This window comes from Pseudarthrobacter sp. YAF2 (genome assembly GCF_052113345.1).
Classification (GTDB): domain Bacteria; phylum Actinomycetota; class Actinomycetes; order Actinomycetales; family Micrococcaceae; genus Arthrobacter.
Window position 1 is genome coordinate 14,893 of the sequence record NZ_JBFRDA010000021.1, and the last position, 18,178, is coordinate 33,070.

Below are 18,178 nucleotides of genomic sequence, written 5' to 3' on the forward strand. Positions count from 1 at the left end.
CGCAGTAGCTGCTCAGTCCCGCTTGAGGCTCCAGGTGGCACCGTCCGGGCCGTCTTCCACCACAACGCCGGCGTGGTTGAGGGTGTCCCGGATTGCGTCGGATGCCGCCCAGTCCTTGGCGGCGCGGGCAGCGGCACGGGCAGCGAGTTGCGCCTCCACCAGGACGCCGAGGGCCTCGGCTTCCCGGGTACTGGCCTTTTCGGAGCCGGCGACGGCGTTGAGCCCCAGGACGTCGGTCATGGTGACGACGGCGTCCATCGCCGCGCGGGCAGCGTCGTCGTCGCCCTCCGCCAGGGCGGTATTTCCGGCCCGCACGGTCTCGTGCAGTGCCGCCAGGGCCCGGGGGACGTTCAGGTCGTCGTCCATCGCGGCGGAAAAAGTGACCAGTGCATCACTCCCGGAACCGGAGCCGGCCGCCAGGAGGCCGGCGTCAGTACCGAAGCGCGACCCGGCCTTCGCCAGGAACCCATCAATGCGTTCGACGGCGGCAGCGGCTTCCTGCAGCGACGTGGGCCGGTAGTCCAGGACGGAGCGGTAATGGGCCTGGCCGAGGTAATAGCGGACAACCCGGGGGGATGCGAGTTCCAGCATTTCCGCGGGGCTGATGGTGTTGCCAATGGACTTGGACATCTTTTCGCCCTGGTAGGTGACCATGCCGTTGTGCATCCAGAAGTTGGCGAAGCCGTGCCCCGCTGCCTGGGACTGCGCCATCTCGTTTTCGTGGTGCGGGAAGCGCAGGTCCAGGCCGCCGCCGTGGATGTCGAAGGCGGTGCCGAGGTACTTGGTGACCATCGCGGAGCATTCGAGGTGCCAGCCCGGCCGCCCGGTACCCCACGGGGAGGCCCAGCTGGCGGTGGCCGGCTCTCCTGCCTTGGAACCCTTCCACAGCGCAAAGTCGCGGGGATCCTTCTTGCCGCGGGGATCGGCGTCGGGGGCGGCCTGCATGTCATCGATGTTTTGCCGGGTGAGGGCGCCGTACTTGTCCCAGGAGCGGACGTCGAAGTACACATCGCCTGAATCGTCCAGCGCGGGGTAGGCGTGGCCGCGGTCGATGAGCTGCTGGATCAGGGCATGCATTTCGGGGATGTGCCCGGTGGCCCGGGGTTCGTATGTGGGGCGTGAGACGCCCAGAGTGTCGTAGGCCTTCAGGAATTCCTGCTCGTAGCGGTACGCCAGGGCCCACCACTCCTCGCGCGGCACTTCTCCCGGCTCGGGGCTGAAGGCCGGCGCGAAGGAAGCCTCGGACTTGGCGAGGATCTTGTCGTCAATGTCCGTGACGTTGCGGACAACCGTGACCCGCAGGCCCCGGAACTGCAGCCAGCGCGTCAGCTGATCGAAGGCGATGGCGGAGCGGATGTGGCCAACGTGCGGCATTCCCTGCACCGTGGCCCCGCAGTAGTAGAGGCTGGCCTTGCCCTCGACGATGGGGATGAAATTCCGGACTTCGGCGGAGGCAGTGTCATAGAAGCGCAGGGTCACCGCTCCAGACTAGCCGATGGTTTCCCGGGTCCGCGGGTACACCAATGCGGTGGCCACTGCGGAGATACCCTCGCCCCGGCCGGTGAATCCCAGGCCGTCGCTGGTGGTGGCAGTCACGCTCACCGGCGCACCGGCGGCCGCGGTGAGGACTTCCTGCGCCTCCTCCCGGCGCGGACCGAATTTGGGCCGGTTGGCCACGAATTGCACGGCGATGTTGCCGATCTCGAAACCCGCGGCCCGGACTATCCGAGCAGCCTCCGCGAGCAGGGTCACCCCGGACGCGCCGGCGAATTCCGGGCGGTCGGTACCGAAGTGGCTGCCAAGGTCGCCGACGCCGGCGGCGGAAAACAGCGCGTCCGCCGCAGCGTGCGCGACGGGGTCGCCGTCAGAGTGGCCGGCAAGGCCGCGTTCGCCAGGCCAGAGGAGTCCGCCCAGCCACAACGGGCGGGCCTCGTCCTGGCCGGCGTAGGCATGGACGTCGATGCCCACTCCGGTCCGCGGGAGGATCATGTCCGCGCTCATCCTTCCACCCACCGGGCACCGAGCGGGCCTTCGAGGAGGCCTTCGGCAAAGATCAGGTCAAGCGGCGTGGTGATCTTGAGGGACTGGGTTGAACCGCGGACAGCGTAGACCGGTGTCCCCAGCATCTCCACAAGCATGGCGTCGTCGGTGACGGCCGCCGATTGCTGCTGGTCCAGCCCCTGCGCGGCCTGGTGTGCCTGCACCAGGGTATCGAGTGTGAATCCTTGGGGTGTCTGCACCGCCCGCAATTCCTCTCGCCGGGCTGTTCCCGTGACCACCTCCGGCGCGAACACGCTGTCCTCCCCCGAGGTAGCGGCAACGGTCTTGACCGTATCCACGACGGGAAGCACGGGGATAACTGCGGGAGCGCCCGCGGCAAGGGCTTCTGATACGCGGTGGAAGACGGACTCGGGGGTCAGCGCCCGGGCAGCATCGTGGACCAGCACAGCTTCCGTGCCATCCATCAGGGCAGCCATACCGGCGCGGACGGAGTCGGCGCGGGTGGCGCCGCCGTCCACCAGGGTAAGGAGGGGACCGCCGTCGGCCAGTTCCTCCCGGAAGTCTCGGCACAGGCGGCGCAGGCCCTCGTCTCCTGCGGGCAACACCACACACACCTGGCTTGCGACACCGGAGGCGACGATACCCCGCAAGGCGTGCATCAGGATTGGTTCGCCCCCGAGCGGCACAGCCGCTTTGGGGATGCCGTAGCCGAGCCGTTGCCCGGAACCGGCGGCCACCACGATGACTCCCGTGACCAGGGGCGTTGATTCACTCATGCGGACTAGCCTACGACGCCGTTGCGGCCTCGACATGCCCGGGCGCAGCCCGCTCGGGGCAAAAAGAAGCCCCGGCGGCACATCAGTGCTGCCGGGGCTAAATTCTTAGGAAGCCAAGACCTCGTCGAGAACGCTTGCTGCCTTCTCCTCGTCGGTCTTTTCAGCCAGCGCCAGTTCTGAAATCAGAATTTGGCGGGCCTTGGCCAGCATTCGCTTTTCGCCTGCGGAAAGGCCCCGGTCGTGATCCCGGCGCCACAGGTCGCGAACAACCTCTGCCACCTTGATGACGTCACCGGAAGCAAGCTTCTCCAGATTTGCCTTGTACCTGCGTGACCAGTTGGTGGGTTCCTCGGTGAACTCGGCGCGAAGCACATCAAACACGTGCTCCAGGCCTTCCTTGCCCACTACGTCCCGAACCCCAACAAGATCAACGTTTTCTGCTGGAACTTCAATGGTCAGATCACCCTGAGCCACCTTGAGCTTGAGATACATTTTCTCTTCGCCCTTGATGGTGCGCATCTTGATTTCTTCAATCTTCGCAGCACCGTGGTGAGGGTAAACTACTGTCTCGCCGACCTCAAATACCATGTGGACATTTCCCCTTTCCCGCAGACCAGTTTATCACGATTCAGGCATATGACCGGTCGGAGAAAGGGCTTCCAACCCCGAAAATACGCGGAAAAACGCCCCAATCCACCTCCTCCACCCCCTTGACGGATGAGGATATTAGTGCATCAGGTGAGCGTTCCCACAGCCGATGTGACGGCCTCGAATCCTCGTTTGACCCCGTTTGCGGATAGGCTATGGCTGAAAAAGACTTCAAATTTCTCGAGGAGTACGTGACGTGCGTTCCACTGCGATGAACCGGGCCCAGCGCGGCAAACTGGCACTGACGGCTGCTGCCATTGGCGTCAGCCTGCTGACTGCGGGCTGCGGTTACATCACGCCCCAGCAGACCAGCCACCAGTACTCCGCATCGGACGGCATCCGCGCAGACCTCGGCCCGCTGCAGCTGCGGAACTTCCTCATCGTCTCCGGCGGCGAAGACGAGCCCGGCCGCCTGATCGGCGCCGTCTACAACTCCTCTTCCAAGGACGTGAAGCTCACCGTCAACGGCGCCAAGGGCTCCCAGACGGAGGTTCCGGTGAAGGCGAACTCCTACACGCTCCTCAACGAAAACACTGACCAGGCCATCCTGAGCACCACCGGGGGCAAGGCGGGGTCGCTGGTGGACCTCAAGATCAGCGAGAACGGCACCAACGTCTCCAACACGGTCAAGGTTCCCGTCCTGGATGCCACCCTGAAGGAATACAAGGACTACGTGCCGTCCGCCAGCCCGTCGGCCACGCCGTCGTCGTCCGCCGGTTCCAGCGCCAGCGCAACGTCCGGTGCAACTCCAAGCGCCACGGCCACCGCAACCGCCGCCAGCCACTAGCCCGGGCCCCCCGAGCACGGCAGGACGGCAGGCACAGTAAAGGGAGGGCCACTCGGCCCTCCCTTTACTGTTACCTCGTGAGTGGCGCCGGACTTCCGGTGGCCGCCAGGCTGCCTAGGGTTCGAACTTGTAGCCGAGGCCGCGAACGGTGACCAGGAACCGGGGGGCGGAGGGATCGGGTTCGATCTTGCCGCGGAGCCGCTTCACATGGACATCGAGGGTCTTGGTGTCGCCAACGTAGTCCGAGCCCCAGACCCGGTCAATCAGCTGCCCACGGGTCAGGACCCGCCCCGAGTTGCGCAGGAGCATCTCCAGGAGCTCAAATTCCTTCAGCGGCAGCAGGACCTGCTCGCCGTCCACGCTGACCACGTGCCGTTCGATGTCCATCCGGACCGGGCCAGCCTGGACCGTCGCGGAAATCAGTTCCTCCGGTTCCCCCTGGCGCCGCAAGACCGCCCTGACGCGGGCCACCAGTTCGCGGGAGGAATAGGGTTTGGTGACGTAGTCGTCCGCACCGAGCTCCAGGCCCACCACTTTGTCGATCTCGGAGTCCTTGGCAGTCAGCATGATCACCGGAACGCTGGAACGCTGGCGGAGCTGGCGGCACACCTCGGTACCGGACAGGCCGGGCAGCTGCAGGTCCAGCAGGACAAGGTCGGCACCGTTGCGGTCAAACTCGGTGATCGCGTCGAGGCCGTTGTCCACCACCTCAACCTCGAACCCTTCCTTGCCCAGCAAATAGGACAAGGGGTCGCTGAATGACTCCTCGTCCTCCACAATCAAAATCCTGCTCAAGCGCTAGCTCCTCGTTCTGTTGCGCCGGCGGCGCGGGGTACTTGGGTGAGAGTCGGCCGGCCTGCTGCCTCACGCGCCGGCGCCAGTGCCGGTGCATCGGGGACCGGACGGTCGACGTCCTGCCCTTCCATCTCAGGAAGCCGCAGCGTGAAAGTTGACCCCTGGCCGGGCTGGGACCAGAGCGTTACCTCGCCGCCATGGTTTGATGCCACGTGCTTGACGATGCTCAGGCCCAGGCCGGTGCCGCCGGTCTGTCGTGAACGGGCGGCATCCACACGGTAGAAGCGTTCAAAAACGCGTTCCTGGTCCTCGGGCGTGAGCCCGTCCCCCTGGTCTGTCACCGAGATGGACACCAGGCCCTCCTTGGAACGCACGCCAATACCTACCCTGGTGTTGGCGGGCGAATAGCGGATGGCGTTGTCGATGAGGTTGCGCAGCGCCGTGACCAACAGGTCCTGGTCGCCGAAGACCTTACCCTCGGTGCGGCCGCCCACCACGATGCTGATGTTCTTGCTTTCGGCGGGCAGCTGGGACCGGTCCACGGCCTCGGCGATGACCGCGTTGATGTCCACGGGTCCGCCTTGCTGCGTCACGCTGGCACCCTGCAGCCGGGACAGTTCGATGATGTCCTGGACCAGCGCGGCGAGGCGGGCCGATTCCTTGTGCATCCGCTTGGCGAACCGGCGCACGGCTTCTTCGTCGTCCGCGGAAGATTCGAGCGCCTCAGCCAGCAGCGAGATCGCGCCAACGGGCGTCTTCAGCTCATGCGAGACGTTGGCGACGAAGTCGTTGCGGATCTCCTCCGTGCGGGTAATCTCGGTCCGGTCATCGGCCAGGAGCAGGATGTATTCCTCACCAAGCATGGCTGCCCGGACCTGCACGATGATGGTCCCCTGCCCCAGCGGGCCGCGCGGCAGCTCCAGCTGCTTCTCCAGGATGACGCCGTCCCGCCGGACGCCCGCCGTCATGTCCAGGAGTTCCTTGTGGACTACGGTGTGGCCGCGGACCAGGCCGTAGGCGTAGGCTGCCGGGCTGGCGCGGACAACGCCGTCGACGTCGTCAAGCACCACGAAGGCACGCCCGACGACGGCCAGCACCTCTGCCGCACCGTCCGGCAGCGCGGGTTCACCGGCATCAACCTCCAGCAGCTCGCGCTGCTTCTCGCTGACCCGGAACGCAAGCACGCCGAACGTGCCAAGCGCCAGGCCTACAAGGCCGGCGACCAGACCAATGAGCATAGGATCCACAGCTCCACTTTATGCTCTTGCCCAAGGCCCTCCGGCGCTTCGAAGCCCTTACCGCCAACGGTTCAACTAACGTTCACCTCCATGGGCATAATCGTTTACCGGGCGATGACAGAGTCAATGGTTAGAGCGCCCAATGGCGACACGATTCCTGCTGCCCTGGAGCGGCCGGCGGGAGTTCCAAGGAAAGGACGCCTACGTGCGTAAGGTTTTTCAGGAAGAGCTCACCCAGGTCGGTGACCAGCTGGTGGAGATCTCCCGGCTGGTCAGCGAAGCCATAGACAAGGCCACCACCTCATTCCAGGTCGCGGACGTGGATCTCGCCCAGGACGTCATAGCGGCGGACGCGCGCATCGACTTCCTGCAGAACAGCCTGGACGAGCGGGCCATCGACATCCTGGCGCTGCAAGGTCCGGTGGCCAGCGACCTGCGCATGATCGTGGGCTCGCTCCGGATGAGTGCGTCCCTGGAGCGGATGGGCGACCTGGCGCGCCACCTCGCCCAACTGGCCCGCCTCCGCTACCCGTCCATGGTGATTCCGGCGTCCATGACGGAAACCTTCAACCGCATGGCCGAGCTGGACCAGGAGATTGCCGACAAGCTGACGGTGCTGCTGGAGAGCCGTGACCTCGAGGTGGCCAGGGACATCCTGAAGGCGAACACGGCCATCAACGACCTGCACCTGAGCGTCTTCAAGGCCATCGCGTCGCCCGAATGGACCGAGTCGCCCGCGACCACCGTGGACGTGGCCCTCGCCAGCCGCTACTTCGAGCGGTTCGCTGACCACGGCGTCTCCGTCGCCCAGAAGGTCACCTACTTGGTTACCGGCGCGTGGCAGCCGAACGCCACCGAACACAGCTAACCCAGCGGATTACGACGGCGGGCTGGTCACCTSAGGTGACCAGCCCTTGAAGTCCTCGTCGAGGTCGTACACCAGCGGGATGCCGGTGGGAATGTTCAGCCCGGCGATAGCCTCATCGCTGATGCCGTCCAGGTGCTTTACCAGCGCGCGGAGCGAGTTGCCGTGGGCGGTGACCAGGACGGTCTTGCCGGCCTTGAGGTCTTCCTTGATGTCCGACTCCCAGTAGGGCAGCAGGCGCACCAGGACATCCTTGAGGCACTCGGTGCGCGGCAGGGCGTCGCCGAGGCCGGCATAGCGGGGGTCGTGGGCCTGGGAGAACTCGGAGTCGTCGTCCAGGGGCGGCGGCGGGGTGTCATAGGAACGGCGCCATTCCATGAACTGCTCTTCACCGTACTCGGCGAGGGTCTGCGCCTTGTCCTTGCCCTGCAGCGCACCGTAGTGGCGTTCGTTGAGCCGCCAGTCGCGCTTGACCGGGATCCAGCCACGGTCGGCCTTGTCCAGTGCGATGTTGGCGGTGTTGATGGCCCGCTTCAGCAGGGACGTGTAGAGCACGTCCGGGAGGATGTTGTTCTCCACCAGCAACTCGCCGCCCCGCGCTGCTTCCGCGCGGCCCTGGTCGTTCAGGTCAACGTCCACCCAGCCGGTGAACAGGTTCTTGGCGTTCCATTCGCTGTGGCCGTGGCGCAGCAGAATCAGCTTGTAAGTCATGATTTTCATCCTAGCCGAGCAGTGTTGCCGGCCGCCCAGCGTTACACGGCCGGGCAGGCTGTTGGACCGGTTTCCACCGCTGCGGCGATAGTGTGGGGCGGTGGTTCAAAAGGCTGAACGGGTGAATTCCCCGCAACTCTCCGGCAGGACATCCGCCGCCCGGCAGGGCCGCCCGGTAGGCAACGTCACCCGGGGAACCACCAACCCCAACCGGATGCGGCGGGTGGACCGCTGGCTGACGGGGCCGCAGGCATGGCGGCTGCGGGCCGCGGCCGACCCCCTCGTTGTGGACCTGGGCTACGGCGCCACCCCGGCCACCGCCGTCGAACTCTTTGACCGGCTCGCCGCCGTCCGGCCGGACGTGCGCGTCTGCGGCATCGAAATCGAACCGGAGCGCGTGCGGGCGGCGATGCCGCTCCAGCGTCCGGGACTGACCTTCCACGTGGGTGGTTTCGAGCTTCCCGTGCCCGGCCGTCCGGTCCTGGTCCGGGCCTTCAACGTCCTGCGGCAGTACGAGGAAGCCGACGTGCCGGGAATCTGGCGGTTGGTGCAGGACCGGTTGGCGCCGGGCGGCTTGTTCATCGACGGCACGTGCGACGAAGTCGGCCGCCGGGTGGCGTGGGTTGCGCTGGACCGGGAGCGCCCTCTGTCCTTGAGCATTTCAGTCCGTTTCGGCAGTTTCGACCTGCCCTCGGAGGTGGCCGAACGCCTGCCCAAGGTTCTCATCCACCGCAACGTCCCGGGTGAACCGGTCCACGACTTCGTGCGGGCGATGGACCGGGCCTGGCTGGAATGCGCGCCCCTTGCCTCGTACGGCAACAGGCAGCGCTGGGTGGGCATGTGCCGGAGCCTGCGCGACGCCGGCTGGCCGGTCCAGGACGGCCCGGCCAGGTGGCGGCTCGGTGAATTAACGGTGGGCTGGGACGCAGTATCACCGCTGAGTTGAGCCCAACGGTTTGGCTGGGCCCACGCCGGCAGGGTTCCCTGGGCGAGCTTGCGAGCCTAGGGTGCCGCTGGGCCCACGCCGGCAGGGTTCCCTGGGCGAGCTTGCGAGCCTAGGGTGCCGCTGGGCCCACGCCGGCAGGGTTCCCTGGGCGAGCTTGCGAGCCTAGGGTGCCGGTGGGGATTACCAGGGGCCGTAGGGCCCCGCGCTACGGTTGCCGCCCCGGCCGGCGTCCTTCACGGCGGGACGGACATCGGCTAGGTAGACGGAGGCGGCCACGACAGCAGCCAGTCCAAAGAGGCCGAGGGTGCTGATGATGCCGCCGCCGGCGCCGAACAGCGAAATGACGCCGACCAGCGTCGCGCCGCCGGTCAGGGCAAGCCAGAACGCCTTGGTCCGCTTGCCGGTCGCTTCGAACGCGTTGGCCCGGTGCCTGGCGCAGTCCACCAGCGCCCACAATTCCAGTCCCAGGGCCACCAGGCCAAGGATAAAGAACACTGCCTGCTCTACAGGCCGAATAATCAGTTCACCGTCCACGAACCCAGCCTAGCCGCCCACTGTGTCCAGCGCCTGCTTCAGGTCCGCCCAGAGGTCCTCCACGCTTTCGATTCCCACACTGAGGCGTACGAGGTTTTCCGGCACGCTGGCAGGTTCGGCCGTATGCCTGCGCCGGCGTTCGATGAGGGATTCAACGCCGCCCAGCGAAGTGGCCGGGAGCCACAATCCGAGGGCCTGCACCACTTTGTCCGCAGCATCTGCGCCGCTCCGGCCCGCAGCTGGTGCCACCTGCACGCAGATGATGGAGCCGAAGCCTTTCATCTGGGCCTTGGCCCTCGCATGGCCGGGGTCCGAGGGGAGGCCCGGGAAGCGGATGGATTCAATGGCAGGGTGCGACGCAAGGCGCTCCGCCAGGAGCATCGCGGAGTTCTGGGACCGCTCCACGCGCAGCGCAAGGGTCCGCAGGCCGCGCAGCGCCAGCCATGCTTCGAAGGGACCGGCGATGGCGCCGTGGATGATGCGGTGGTGGAGCAGGGCGGACCGGATGTCCGGGTTGGAGGTGACAAGCGCTCCCAGGACAACGTCGGAGTGCCCGGCGAGGTATTTGGTCACCGAGTGGAGCACGACGTCGGACCCGAGCTGGAGGGGCTGCTGCACCAAGGGGGTGGAAAAGGTGTTGTCAGTGACGACGATGGCCCCGGCGGCGTGCGCGGCGTCCGCGACGGCCACCATGTCCGCGACCCCCAGCATCGGGTTGGTGGGGCTTTCCAGCCACAGCATGGCCGCAGCCCGCGCCGAGGGACCGGTGGGGGCCAGTGCGGCTTTGACCGCATCGGTATCGGCGATGTCCACGGTGCGGAGCTCAATAAAGCCCTTTTGGGCGAGCTCCGAGGCCATGACCAGGGAGCCCGAGTAGCTGTGGTTCGGCATCACCAGCACTCCCCCGGCCGGGATCAGGGACAAGGCCGAGCTGACGGCCGCCAGGCCTGAGGCGTACAGCAGGCCCGGCAGTGCGGAGCCCTCCAGCTGCCCCAGCGCCTCTTCGAACGGATCCCACGTAGGGTTCGAATAACGGCCGTAGCCCCGGTCCCCGTCGCCAAGCGGACCGGTGCCGAAGTAGGTGGAGGACAGGGTGATGGGCGGGTTGACGGGTTGGTCCCTTTCCCGCGGCGGACGTCCAGCCGCGACCACCACGGTCTCAGGGGAAAGGGACGCGGCCTGTTGCTCCGAAAGACTCATGACCAAAAGCGTACTGTCCTGCCCGGATCCGTCCGAAAGGGCTGCCGCTGTGTGGACGCCCGGCGTTCATCCGGCGTCCACAAGCGTGCAGCCGTGGGTCAGGAAATGTCGGCCCGGCTCGGTAGGCTTGGGAGGTGAGCAAACAAAGGGCCGGCGTATTCATCGCATTCGAAGGTGGCGATGGCGCCGGCAAGTCGACGCAGGCAGGCCGGCTTGCGGCTGAACTGGAAACCCGGGGGTACACCGTGCGCCGCACCCGTGAACCCGGGGGCACGCCCGTCGGCGAAAAGCTGCGTTCGCTGGTCCTGGACCATGGCAATGGGGAGATCGACGCCCATACCGAGGCCCTTATTTTTGCGGCGTCCCGCGCCGCCCACGCCTCCCAGGTCATCCGGCCGGCACTCGGTCGCGGCGAGATCGTGCTGACAGACCGCTACATCGACTCTTCAGTGGCCTACCAGGGAGCGGGCCGCGGCCTCGGCCAGGACGCGGTCAAGTCCCTCAACGACTGGGCCACCTCGGGCCTGCAGCCGCACCTTACGGTCCTCCTGGACGTTGATCCCCGGCTTGGCCGCAGCCGCCGTACTGCCGGCGAGGCGGCCGAGGACCGCCTCGAGTCCGAAGCTGATGACTTCCACGCCCGGATTCGTAAGGCTTTCCTAGACCTCGCTGCCAGCCGACCCGGGTCTTACCTGGTCCTGCCTGCAGACCTGCCCGTGGACGAACTCACGGCCCGAATCCTGGCCCGGGTTGACGTATTGTTGGCTGCTCCGGTTCCTTCCTTTACCGTGCCCGCCGGGCACGGAACGGACGGTGCTGGTTCATGACGGTGTGGGATGACCTCTCGGGCCAGGCCGCCGTCGTCGAACAGCTGCGCCAGGCCGCAAGCGGCGAAGCCCTGACGCACGCTTGGCTGTTCACCGGGCCGCCGGGCTCCGGGCGCTCCAATGCTGCCAAGGCCTTCGCGGCCGCGCTGAACTGCGACCAGGAGGACGTGGGACTCAGGGGCTGCGGCCAGTGCCAGGCATGCCGCACAATCCTCGGCGAAACCCACTCGGACGTCACTTTCGTCCGCACGGAAAAGGTCACCATCACCATCGATGAGGCCCGCGAACTGGTGGCGACGGCCGGGAACCGGCCGTCCTCGGGGCGCTGGCGGATCATTGTGGTGGAGGACGCCGACCGGATGGCTGAGCGGACCACCAACGTGCTGCTGAAGGCCATCGAGGAACCCACGCCGCGGACCGTGTGGATGCTCTGCGCACCTTCCCCGGCCGACGTCCTGGTGACCATCCGGTCCCGATGCCGCAGCGTTGCCTTGCGCTTGCCGCCGGCCTCCGAAGTTGCGGCCCTGCTGGTCAGGCGGGACGGCGTTGATCCTGACCTCGCCGAACGCGCCGCGCGGGCGGCACAAAGCCACGTGGGCATCGCCCGCCGGCTGGCCCGCGACCCCGGCGCCAGGGAACGCCGGCTGGAAACGGTGCGGTTCCCGCTCGGGCTGCGGGGCGTAACCGCCGCAGCGATGATGGCGGACAAGCTGGTGAAGATCGCCACCGCAGAGGCCACCAGCTCCAACGAGGAGCGCGACGCCGCGGAAAAGACCGCGCTCCTGGCAACGCTGGGCGCACCGGAGTCCGGCACGCTCCCCCCGGCTATGCGCAGCCAGGTGAGACAGCTTGAGGAGGATCAGAAACGGCGGGCCAAGCGGTCCATCACGGACTCATTGGACCGGACCCTCACCGATCTGTTGTCCTTCTACCGGGACGTGCTGATCATCCAGCTGGGGAACGCCGTGGAGCTGGTCAACGTTGAGCTGAGGAGTGAGCTGGAGGAGTTCGCCGCCCGCAGCACTCCGGAAGGCACGCTTGCCCGGATGGATGCCATCAACAAAGCCCGCGAACGCATCACTACGACCAATGTTGCCCCGCTGCTGACCCTCGAGTCCATGGCGGCCAGCCTGATCCAGCCCTCCAAGGAGACCCGATGACTGCCCGCCCCCTGCCCGCACGCCACAGGTCCCTGATGTCTGCCGTCCGCGCCGCGGGCGCCATGGCCCTGATCATGGCACTGGCCTCGTGCAGCCTGCTCAACGGCGGGGACAAGAACCCGCCGGAAGCGGCCACCGCCAAGGCCGACCCGTCGATCGTGGCGTCCGCTCCTGCCGGGCTGGAGAAGTTCTATTCGCAGGAAGTCGTGTGGCAGCCCTGCGAAGGCGAATTCCAGTGCGCCAAGGTGACCGTCCCCCTTGACTACGCCAACCCGGCCGGCGACACCATTCAGATCGCGGCCCTGCGGGCTCCCAGCACTGGCAAGAAAACGGGCAGCCTCCTGGTCAATCCCGGCGGCCCGGGCGCTTCCGGGTACGACTTCGTGAAGGACGCGGCCGCCACACACTTCTCGGCGGCTGTCCGCAATGCATACGATCTCGTGGGCTTCGATCCCCGCGGCGTCAAGCGTTCGGCTCCCGTCACCTGCATGACGGACGCCGAACGTGACGCGGCACGTGCCAAGACCTACGCTCTCGAAACCGACACCGGACTCGAGGCGGCCCTGGCGGACAACAAGGCAATTGCCGCCCAGTGCGCGGCGCAGACAGGCCCGGTCCTGGCGCACATCGACACAGTCAGCGCTGCCAAGGACCTGGACGTGCTGCGCGCTGTGGTCAATGACACCAAGCTGAATTACCTCGGATATTCGTACGGGACTTTCCTGGGCTCCACTTACGCCTCACTGTTCCCGGACAACGTAGGCCGGATGGTCCTCGACGGTGCACTCGACCCGTCCATCAGCAACGAGGACCTGACCAGCGGCCAGGCCCGCGCGTTCGAGAAAGCCATCCACACGTATGTTGCCAGCTGCCAGCGGCAGGGCAAGTGCCCGTTGACCGGTGACGTCGACTCCGGCGTGCAGCAGATCCGGGACCTCATCAACGCCGTCCAACAAACACCCCGGACGGCCAAGGACGGCCGCCTGGTCAACGCAACGACGTTCGTCAGCGGCTTGATTACCCCGCTCTATAACGACCAGAGCTGGCCTGCCCTTACACAGGCGTTGGAAGCTGCCATGAGCGGTGACGTGAGCCTGGTGCTTCGCCTTGCCGACATCAGCGCTGACCGTTCGACCGACGGCTCGTACACCTCCAATTCAACGTTCGCCTTCAACGCGGTCAACTGCCTGGACTACCCCATGGTTTCCGACACCGCCGGAATGCGGGCCGAGGAGAAGCGCCTGGAACAGGATTCCCCCACCTTTGGCTACTTCTTTGCTTACGGCGGGACCAGTTGCGCGGACTGGCCGTACAAGAACCTCCGGACGCCGCAGCCGGTGGAATACAAGGGGGATTCCCCGATTGTCGTCATTGGCACCACCGGCGACCCCGCCACCCCGGTGGACTGGGCTGCGTCTTTGCGCAAACAGCTGGGGAACGCCTCGCTCCTCACATGGAAGGGCGAGGGGCACACCGCGTACGGCCGGGCCAACAGCTGCCTTGAAGATGCGGTGGACAACTACCTGGTGGGCGGCAAGCTTCCGGCCGATAACACCGTGTGCTGAACCCCTCACCGGCTTCCGGCTGTCCCATTTTGACCGAGGCGCGGAGACTCTATTACAGTTGACTCTTGCATGAAGCGCCCGGTTCGACCGGGGAATTCGTGCGGTGCTTCCTTAGCTCAGTCGGTAGAGCGTTTCACTCGTAATGAAAAGGTCATCAGTTCGATTCTGATAGGAAGCTCGGGATAAACCCCGGACAGCCCCTAGTTCTAGGGGTTTCCGGGGTTTTTCGCTGGTTAACGGGTGGCTGCCCCGCGCGCAGGGCACCCTTTGGCTTGTCAAGTGAACGTTCAGGGTGGGTACGAATATCTGAGTCATTGGCGGCCTGTGTGCGGTGATCGCGACACGGCTACCCGCATCGAGCAGGCGATGCTATCCAGGCTCCGCGTACGAGGGAATCAGCACTGCTCGAACTGCCAACGGCGAGCAGACCATTTCATGCTCTTCAACCGCCCGGAGATCATCGGGGACGTCATCCTTGAACATCCGACCAAATTAGGAACTGGGCTTGCCAACACATTACTAAGCATGCTTATGATGGGTGTAGTCGGATGGGGATCCGGTGCGAGGGGAATCGAAGGGGTGCGCTCAGCGAACGGGGCGCACCCTTTTCGCGTCGTCCCGGGGTTGCTCCCGCGAATCCCGGCCCAAGCGCCCTAGGCTGTCGGCATGCACCCCTTAGCGGCGATCGGCCTGGTATTCCTTGCTGGGTTGGCCTGGATGGTCACCATCCTGACGCTGCTGATTGCCCTGGCCAAGGCACGGCACCTGCGCCCAACCGATGGTGGTCCCACCAACCAGGAGAACGTGGAGCTGCACAAATCCGAGGACACCCCGGAGCTGCTCAGCGCACGGCTGGGGTCAGCCCTGCGACCCAGCCCAAACGCCAGGCACCTGATCCGGAGTTGATGCTGATGTACCGGCAGGGTGTCCCGGCGCGAAGATTGCCGCCGGTGCGAGCTGGCCGGGTCCGCCGTGGGGTACCACCAGGCCCTGGCTGTGAAGCACGACCCCGAGCCGCGGGCCATGACTGGCCCCGGCACAACAAGACCGACGACCAGGCCGAACGAACCCTGGGCGTCTGGCTGCACATCCAGCGCAGTGACCACCGGTCCGGGAACCCGGTGTACTCCTCCACGGACAACCCGATCCGGAGCAGACCCCGCTCCTCGAGCAGGTCGTAGACAAGATTCCAGGCGAGATCCATCAGTTCGTCGATCGCCGCCTCCACCGTTGGAGCTGTCACAGCTTCATGGTGCTCCCAGGCCCCGACAGTTTACGGACGACGGAGGAATCCTGACGAAGCCTGCCTTTCGTCGTCGACGGGGAGAAGCTCATTCGCTCAAAAGTTTTGGGGTGCCTGCTGCAACATCCGGTGCCCTTGGGATTCAAAGGCTTCATCGCCTAGGGTATGGGCCCAGACAGCCGTCCCCACGGCTTCGCGCAGCAGGTTCATCCGTCAGGCACTCTGGGATCGGGGGTCTTCGCCGTACCCGTGCAGAAAGGCTGCCTCCAGGCCCGGAGCCTGCTGCCACTGCTGGACCGTCAGCCTGCAGAAATCTGTGGCGGCGGGACGAAAGTCGAAGCGGCCGAAGTCAATTGCTTTTACCGCGCCGTGGTCGCTAAGCCAGTTCCTGGGCTGCCAGTCCCCATGTGTGGGAACCACGTCTATTCGTTGCGGCCGGTACTCGGCCAGCCGGCAGCGGACTTCGTGTTCCACATCCGGTTCAATGCGATGCTGCTTGTCCAGCCATGTGATGGATTTTGCTGTTTCGCGGAACTCGTAGTCTTCGTCGACTCTTCGTTCCTGGGCGTGCAGTGCCTTGAGTATCTCACCTGCCTGGAAGTGAACGTCTTCGGCGAATTCGCCGTCGGTGTTCTCCAGGAGCTCACCGTCCAGATATTCAAGAACCAGAAGGTTTAGCTCCCGACTGGAGTACAGCATCCGCCCTGCCCGCGCCCGTTCGACGAGGGGACGGGTGTAGGACGTGTGCGCGCTGGTCTCCCGCCCTATGTGGTGATTCGCGGGGCCCGCGGATTTCACGATCACCATAGTGCCGTCTGCCTGAACCTGCAGGACCTGCGTGTCCAGCTGCCCCCAAGACAGGTCAGCAATAAGCTTTGGCCTGAGCAGCCAAGCGCTCACCACGTCAGCCTGCAGGGGCGATAGCCGTCCACCATCCCATCGCAGCATGCGCCGGAGCCTACCAGCGTTCTGTCTGGTCAGGCTGTCAAGGGCCGGGGATAGACTGGGGCAGGTTAGGACGGATTGGGGGATCCAGAGCGGCTTAGGCCGCTGTTCCGCTGGTCGGTCGCAGCCAGCAAACCAAGGATGACCATGACCTTCTTTCAGGGCTTTCCTGCACCGGACTTCCCCACGCGGCCCAGAACTCCGAAGCCTGTCCGCCCGGAATGGTCTGGTGCTCGCGCCGACGAACTGCCGGCCGTCGTCCACCTTGGCCAGTTCCTGTACCGGAGTCCCACCCGCATCCTCGCCGTTAGGAGCGCGCATGTTTACTCCACTGGCTGCCTCATTGACGTCTCCTGGTTACTACGACGCGGTGATGAGACGGATCAGGAATGGGCCATGCTCCACGCAACCTTCTTCGGTTCGAGGCACGTCCCGATTGGTGCGAGTAAAGGCACGGAGCTCCTCTTCGGCGTCCAGTTCCCTGACGGATCGAAGGCCAGCACTGGCAGCATCCCATCACCATACAAGCCCGACGACCCGACCTACCGCCCTGACCCACCAGTCCTCTACCTTCAGAACCAAGGAGGAGGCGGTGGAGGCGACGATCTGGGAGGGTCCGGAACTTTGTGGCTGTGGCCGCTGCCACCGGCCCGTGACCTGCGGCTGGTAGCCCAATGGACCGACATGGGCATGCCCGAGTCGTCCATCACGTTGGACGGCACCCGCCTCCGTGACGCCGCCGCCAATGCCCAGAAGTACTGGCCGGAGGACACCCAGGGATGATGGCACTCGACAACCTTGTCCTGACACTGATCTTCGCGGCGGTCTTCTTTTATGTCCTCTACGGTGTGATCCGCGCTGCCGTCCGTGACGGCATACTCCAAGCCGACGAGCGACGGCAGGCCAACGAGTCCGCCGGCGGCAGCGGGCAACGATGAGCGCCCGGGCATGGCTTGACTGCAGTGGCCGGGACCGCGGTCCTTGTCTATGTGCTGCCCCACTCCCTGGCGGCATTTGGCTTGGCGCCCAATGGCACTGAGACGCTGCTGCTCGTCGCCCTGCTGTGGGTCTGCGCTTGGGCCCGTGGTCTCTGGGCGCCGGCTAGGACGCAGAGGTGAAGCCCACGCCTTCACCGGAGCAGGCTGCCGCTCTGTTCAGCGGAAGCCTGATCTTCGTCGAGGATCTTTCCGGTATAGCGGCAAAGTGGTTGGTGGACGGAGTGGACTCGGAGTCTTTGCGGCTCTTAGCCGGTGCCGACCACGACGACCTGGACGACATCCGGTCATGGTGGGCTCAGGCGCTGCTGGATCTTGAGGTTCCGGCAGCATCTGTTGTGGAGCGGTGGCACTACGTGTGGAGCTACGAGCTAGCGGCCTGGCAAACGGGGTTTCGCACTTCCCGGGAAGTCCTCTTCGAGGTAATCGAGTATGTGCGGGCTGACGACTACTCCGCCTAGGACGTCGCACCGGAGGCTACCTCTTTGTGGATGCTCTGGGACGAATTGACGAATTACGGTGAACCCAAGAGGCCGGAAAAGGAAATCTGGTCCGATGTAGACACATACCTGCGAAGCTGCCTTTAGCCTCTGCCTTTGTCTCGCGGGTCGGTGGGGAACCGTTCCGGGTGCTTTGGGTCCCTGCCCCGTTCCCGCCAGTACTCGTCGCGCTGCCAGAGCGAGAACCGGATCACGGCCGTTCCATAGACGATGACAAAGACAACCTCGACAGGCATCATGGCAAATCGCCATGCGTCTGGAACGTTCGGAATGAGGTTCCACACAGCGAAGAGGAGCAAGAATGGCATCGACCAGTACGTGATTCGGGTGATCATGCGGCGCGCCTCGTCCACGGAAGCCGCAGACTTCCCGTCTTGGGGATCCGACGATGCTGGCATGGATGAACTGAACCACCGGCTCGGTGCCCGGGCAAGGTGCTTGA

The 18,178-nt window shown here is 65.5% G+C and carries 21 protein-coding genes and 1 tRNA gene; 11 read left to right on the forward strand and 11 right to left on the reverse strand.

Going from position 1 to position 18,178, the window contains the following annotated elements:
* Positions 1–12 precede the first annotated feature (12 nt).
* From cysS to AB4Y79_RS19035, 4 genes are all read right to left on the reverse strand, one after another.
* Complete coding sequence (cysS, locus tag AB4Y79_RS19020; RefSeq protein ID WP_441865167.1) at positions 13–1,479, reverse strand: cysteine--tRNA ligase; 1,467 nt, start codon at positions 1,477–1,479, stop codon at positions 13–15.
* Positions 1,480–1,488: 9 nt separating this feature from the next.
* Positions 1,489–1,989 (reverse strand): 2-C-methyl-D-erythritol 2,4-cyclodiphosphate synthase, encoded by a 501-nt coding sequence (ispF, locus tag AB4Y79_RS19025; RefSeq protein ID WP_441865169.1) that lies wholly within the window; start codon positions 1,987–1,989, stop codon positions 1,489–1,491.
* Positions 1,990–1,997: 8 nt separating this feature from the next.
* Positions 1,998–2,777 (reverse strand): 2-C-methyl-D-erythritol 4-phosphate cytidylyltransferase, encoded by a 780-nt coding sequence (gene ispD / locus AB4Y79_RS19030; protein ID WP_441865171.1) that lies wholly within the window; start codon positions 2,775–2,777, stop codon positions 1,998–2,000.
* A gap of 105 nt (positions 2,778–2,882) precedes the next feature.
* The gene (locus AB4Y79_RS19035) at positions 2,883–3,365 is read right to left on the reverse strand and encodes a CarD family transcriptional regulator (RefSeq protein WP_011690592.1); all 483 of its coding nucleotides are present in this window, start codon (positions 3,363–3,365) and stop codon (positions 2,883–2,885) included.
* Between the two features lie 271 nt (positions 3,366–3,636).
* Between AB4Y79_RS19035 and AB4Y79_RS19040 the strand changes: the two genes are divergently transcribed.
* Complete coding sequence (locus AB4Y79_RS19040; RefSeq protein ID WP_441865336.1) at positions 3,637–4,212, forward strand: hypothetical protein; 576 nt, start codon at positions 3,637–3,639, stop codon at positions 4,210–4,212.
* A 114-nt stretch (positions 4,213–4,326) separates the two neighbouring features.
* On the opposite strand, the gene AB4Y79_RS19045 is transcribed toward AB4Y79_RS19040, so the two are convergent.
* Positions 4,327–5,007 carry a response regulator transcription factor gene (locus AB4Y79_RS19045; RefSeq protein ID WP_308928584.1) on the reverse strand — a complete coding sequence of 227 codons (681 nt, stop codon included), beginning with the start codon at positions 5,005–5,007 and terminating at the stop codon, positions 4,327–4,329.
* Positions 5,004–6,245 carry a sensor histidine kinase gene (locus AB4Y79_RS19050; protein ID WP_441865339.1) on the reverse strand — a complete coding sequence of 414 codons (1,242 nt, stop codon included), beginning with the start codon at positions 6,243–6,245 and terminating at the stop codon, positions 5,004–5,006. The genes AB4Y79_RS19045 and AB4Y79_RS19050 overlap by 4 nt, the downstream gene beginning before the upstream one ends.
* Positions 6,246–6,450: 205 nt before the next feature.
* On the opposite strand from AB4Y79_RS19050, the gene phoU reads away from it, so the two are divergent.
* Positions 6,451–7,113 carry a phosphate signaling complex protein PhoU gene (gene phoU, locus AB4Y79_RS19055; RefSeq protein ID WP_441865174.1) on the forward strand — a complete coding sequence of 221 codons (663 nt, stop codon included), beginning with the start codon at positions 6,451–6,453 and terminating at the stop codon, positions 7,111–7,113.
* 9 nt (positions 7,114–7,122) lie between these two features.
* Here phoU and AB4Y79_RS19060 read toward each other — a convergent pair whose 3' ends face one another.
* Positions 7,123–7,821 carry a phosphoglyceromutase gene (locus AB4Y79_RS19060; protein WP_441865176.1) on the reverse strand — a complete coding sequence of 233 codons (699 nt, stop codon included), beginning with the start codon at positions 7,819–7,821 and terminating at the stop codon, positions 7,123–7,125.
* Between the two features lie 100 nt (positions 7,822–7,921).
* Between AB4Y79_RS19060 and AB4Y79_RS19065 the strand changes: the two genes are divergently transcribed.
* Positions 7,922–8,767: a class I SAM-dependent methyltransferase gene (locus AB4Y79_RS19065; protein WP_441865178.1), complete on the forward strand. Its 846-nt coding sequence runs from the start codon at positions 7,922–7,924 to the stop codon at positions 8,765–8,767.
* A 180-nt stretch (positions 8,768–8,947) separates the two neighbouring features.
* Here AB4Y79_RS19065 and AB4Y79_RS19070 read toward each other — a convergent pair whose 3' ends face one another.
* The gene (locus AB4Y79_RS19070; RefSeq protein WP_441865180.1) at positions 8,948–9,301 is read right to left on the reverse strand and encodes a DUF2516 family protein; all 354 of its coding nucleotides are present in this window, start codon (positions 9,299–9,301) and stop codon (positions 8,948–8,950) included.
* A gap of 9 nt (positions 9,302–9,310) precedes the next feature.
* A complete protein-coding gene (locus AB4Y79_RS19075; RefSeq protein WP_441865183.1) occupies positions 9,311–10,501 on the reverse strand; it encodes a trans-sulfuration enzyme family protein in 1,191 nt (396 codons plus the stop codon).
* A 134-nt stretch (positions 10,502–10,635) separates the two neighbouring features.
* Between AB4Y79_RS19075 and tmk the strand changes: the two genes are divergently transcribed.
* The 5 genes from tmk to AB4Y79_RS19100 all read left to right on the forward strand — a co-directional run bounded on the left by tmk (position 10,636) and on the right by AB4Y79_RS19100 (position 14,959).
* Positions 10,636–11,328, forward strand: coding sequence for a dTMP kinase (gene tmk / locus AB4Y79_RS19080; RefSeq protein WP_441865185.1), 693 nt, complete (start codon positions 10,636–10,638; stop codon positions 11,326–11,328).
* Positions 11,325–12,488 (forward strand): DNA polymerase III subunit delta', encoded by a 1,164-nt coding sequence (locus AB4Y79_RS19085; protein WP_441865188.1) that lies wholly within the window; start codon positions 11,325–11,327, stop codon positions 12,486–12,488. Before tmk ends, AB4Y79_RS19085 begins: the two co-directional genes overlap by 4 nt.
* Positions 12,485–14,053 carry an alpha/beta hydrolase gene (locus AB4Y79_RS19090; RefSeq protein WP_441865191.1) on the forward strand — a complete coding sequence of 523 codons (1,569 nt, stop codon included), beginning with the start codon at positions 12,485–12,487 and terminating at the stop codon, positions 14,051–14,053. The genes AB4Y79_RS19085 and AB4Y79_RS19090 overlap by 4 nt, the downstream gene beginning before the upstream one ends.
* 105 nt (positions 14,054–14,158) lie before the next feature.
* Positions 14,159–14,231 (forward strand) — tRNA-Thr (locus tag AB4Y79_RS19095).
* Positions 14,232–14,719: 488 nt separating this feature from the next.
* Positions 14,720–14,959, forward strand: coding sequence for a hypothetical protein (locus tag AB4Y79_RS19100; RefSeq protein ID WP_441865193.1), 240 nt, complete (start codon positions 14,720–14,722; stop codon positions 14,957–14,959).
* A 550-nt stretch (positions 14,960–15,509) separates the two neighbouring features.
* On the opposite strand, the gene AB4Y79_RS19105 is transcribed toward AB4Y79_RS19100, so the two are convergent.
* Positions 15,510–16,244: a phosphotransferase family protein gene (locus tag AB4Y79_RS19105; RefSeq protein WP_441865195.1), complete on the reverse strand. Its 735-nt coding sequence runs from the start codon at positions 16,242–16,244 to the stop codon at positions 15,510–15,512.
* Between the two features lie 144 nt (positions 16,245–16,388).
* Between AB4Y79_RS19105 and AB4Y79_RS19110 the strand changes: the two genes are divergently transcribed.
* The 3 genes from AB4Y79_RS19110 to AB4Y79_RS19120 all read left to right on the forward strand — a co-directional run bounded on the left by AB4Y79_RS19110 (position 16,389) and on the right by AB4Y79_RS19120 (position 17,697).
* Positions 16,389–17,024 (forward strand): hypothetical protein, encoded by a 636-nt coding sequence (locus tag AB4Y79_RS19110; protein WP_441865197.1) that lies wholly within the window; start codon positions 16,389–16,391, stop codon positions 17,022–17,024.
* Entirely contained in the window at positions 17,021–17,179 is a 159-nt protein-coding gene (locus AB4Y79_RS19115) for a hypothetical protein (protein ID WP_441865199.1), read from the forward strand. The genes AB4Y79_RS19110 and AB4Y79_RS19115 overlap by 4 nt, the downstream gene beginning before the upstream one ends.
* 176 nt (positions 17,180–17,355) lie before the next feature.
* Positions 17,356–17,697 (forward strand): hypothetical protein, encoded by a 342-nt coding sequence (locus AB4Y79_RS19120; RefSeq protein WP_441865201.1) that lies wholly within the window; start codon positions 17,356–17,358, stop codon positions 17,695–17,697.
* A 122-nt stretch (positions 17,698–17,819) separates the two neighbouring features.
* Here AB4Y79_RS19120 and AB4Y79_RS19125 read toward each other — a convergent pair whose 3' ends face one another.
* On the reverse strand, positions 17,820–18,071 hold the full coding sequence (locus AB4Y79_RS19125; RefSeq protein ID WP_441865204.1) for a hypothetical protein: 252 nt from the start codon (positions 18,069–18,071) through the stop codon (positions 17,820–17,822).
* Positions 18,072–18,178 lie beyond the last annotated feature (107 nt).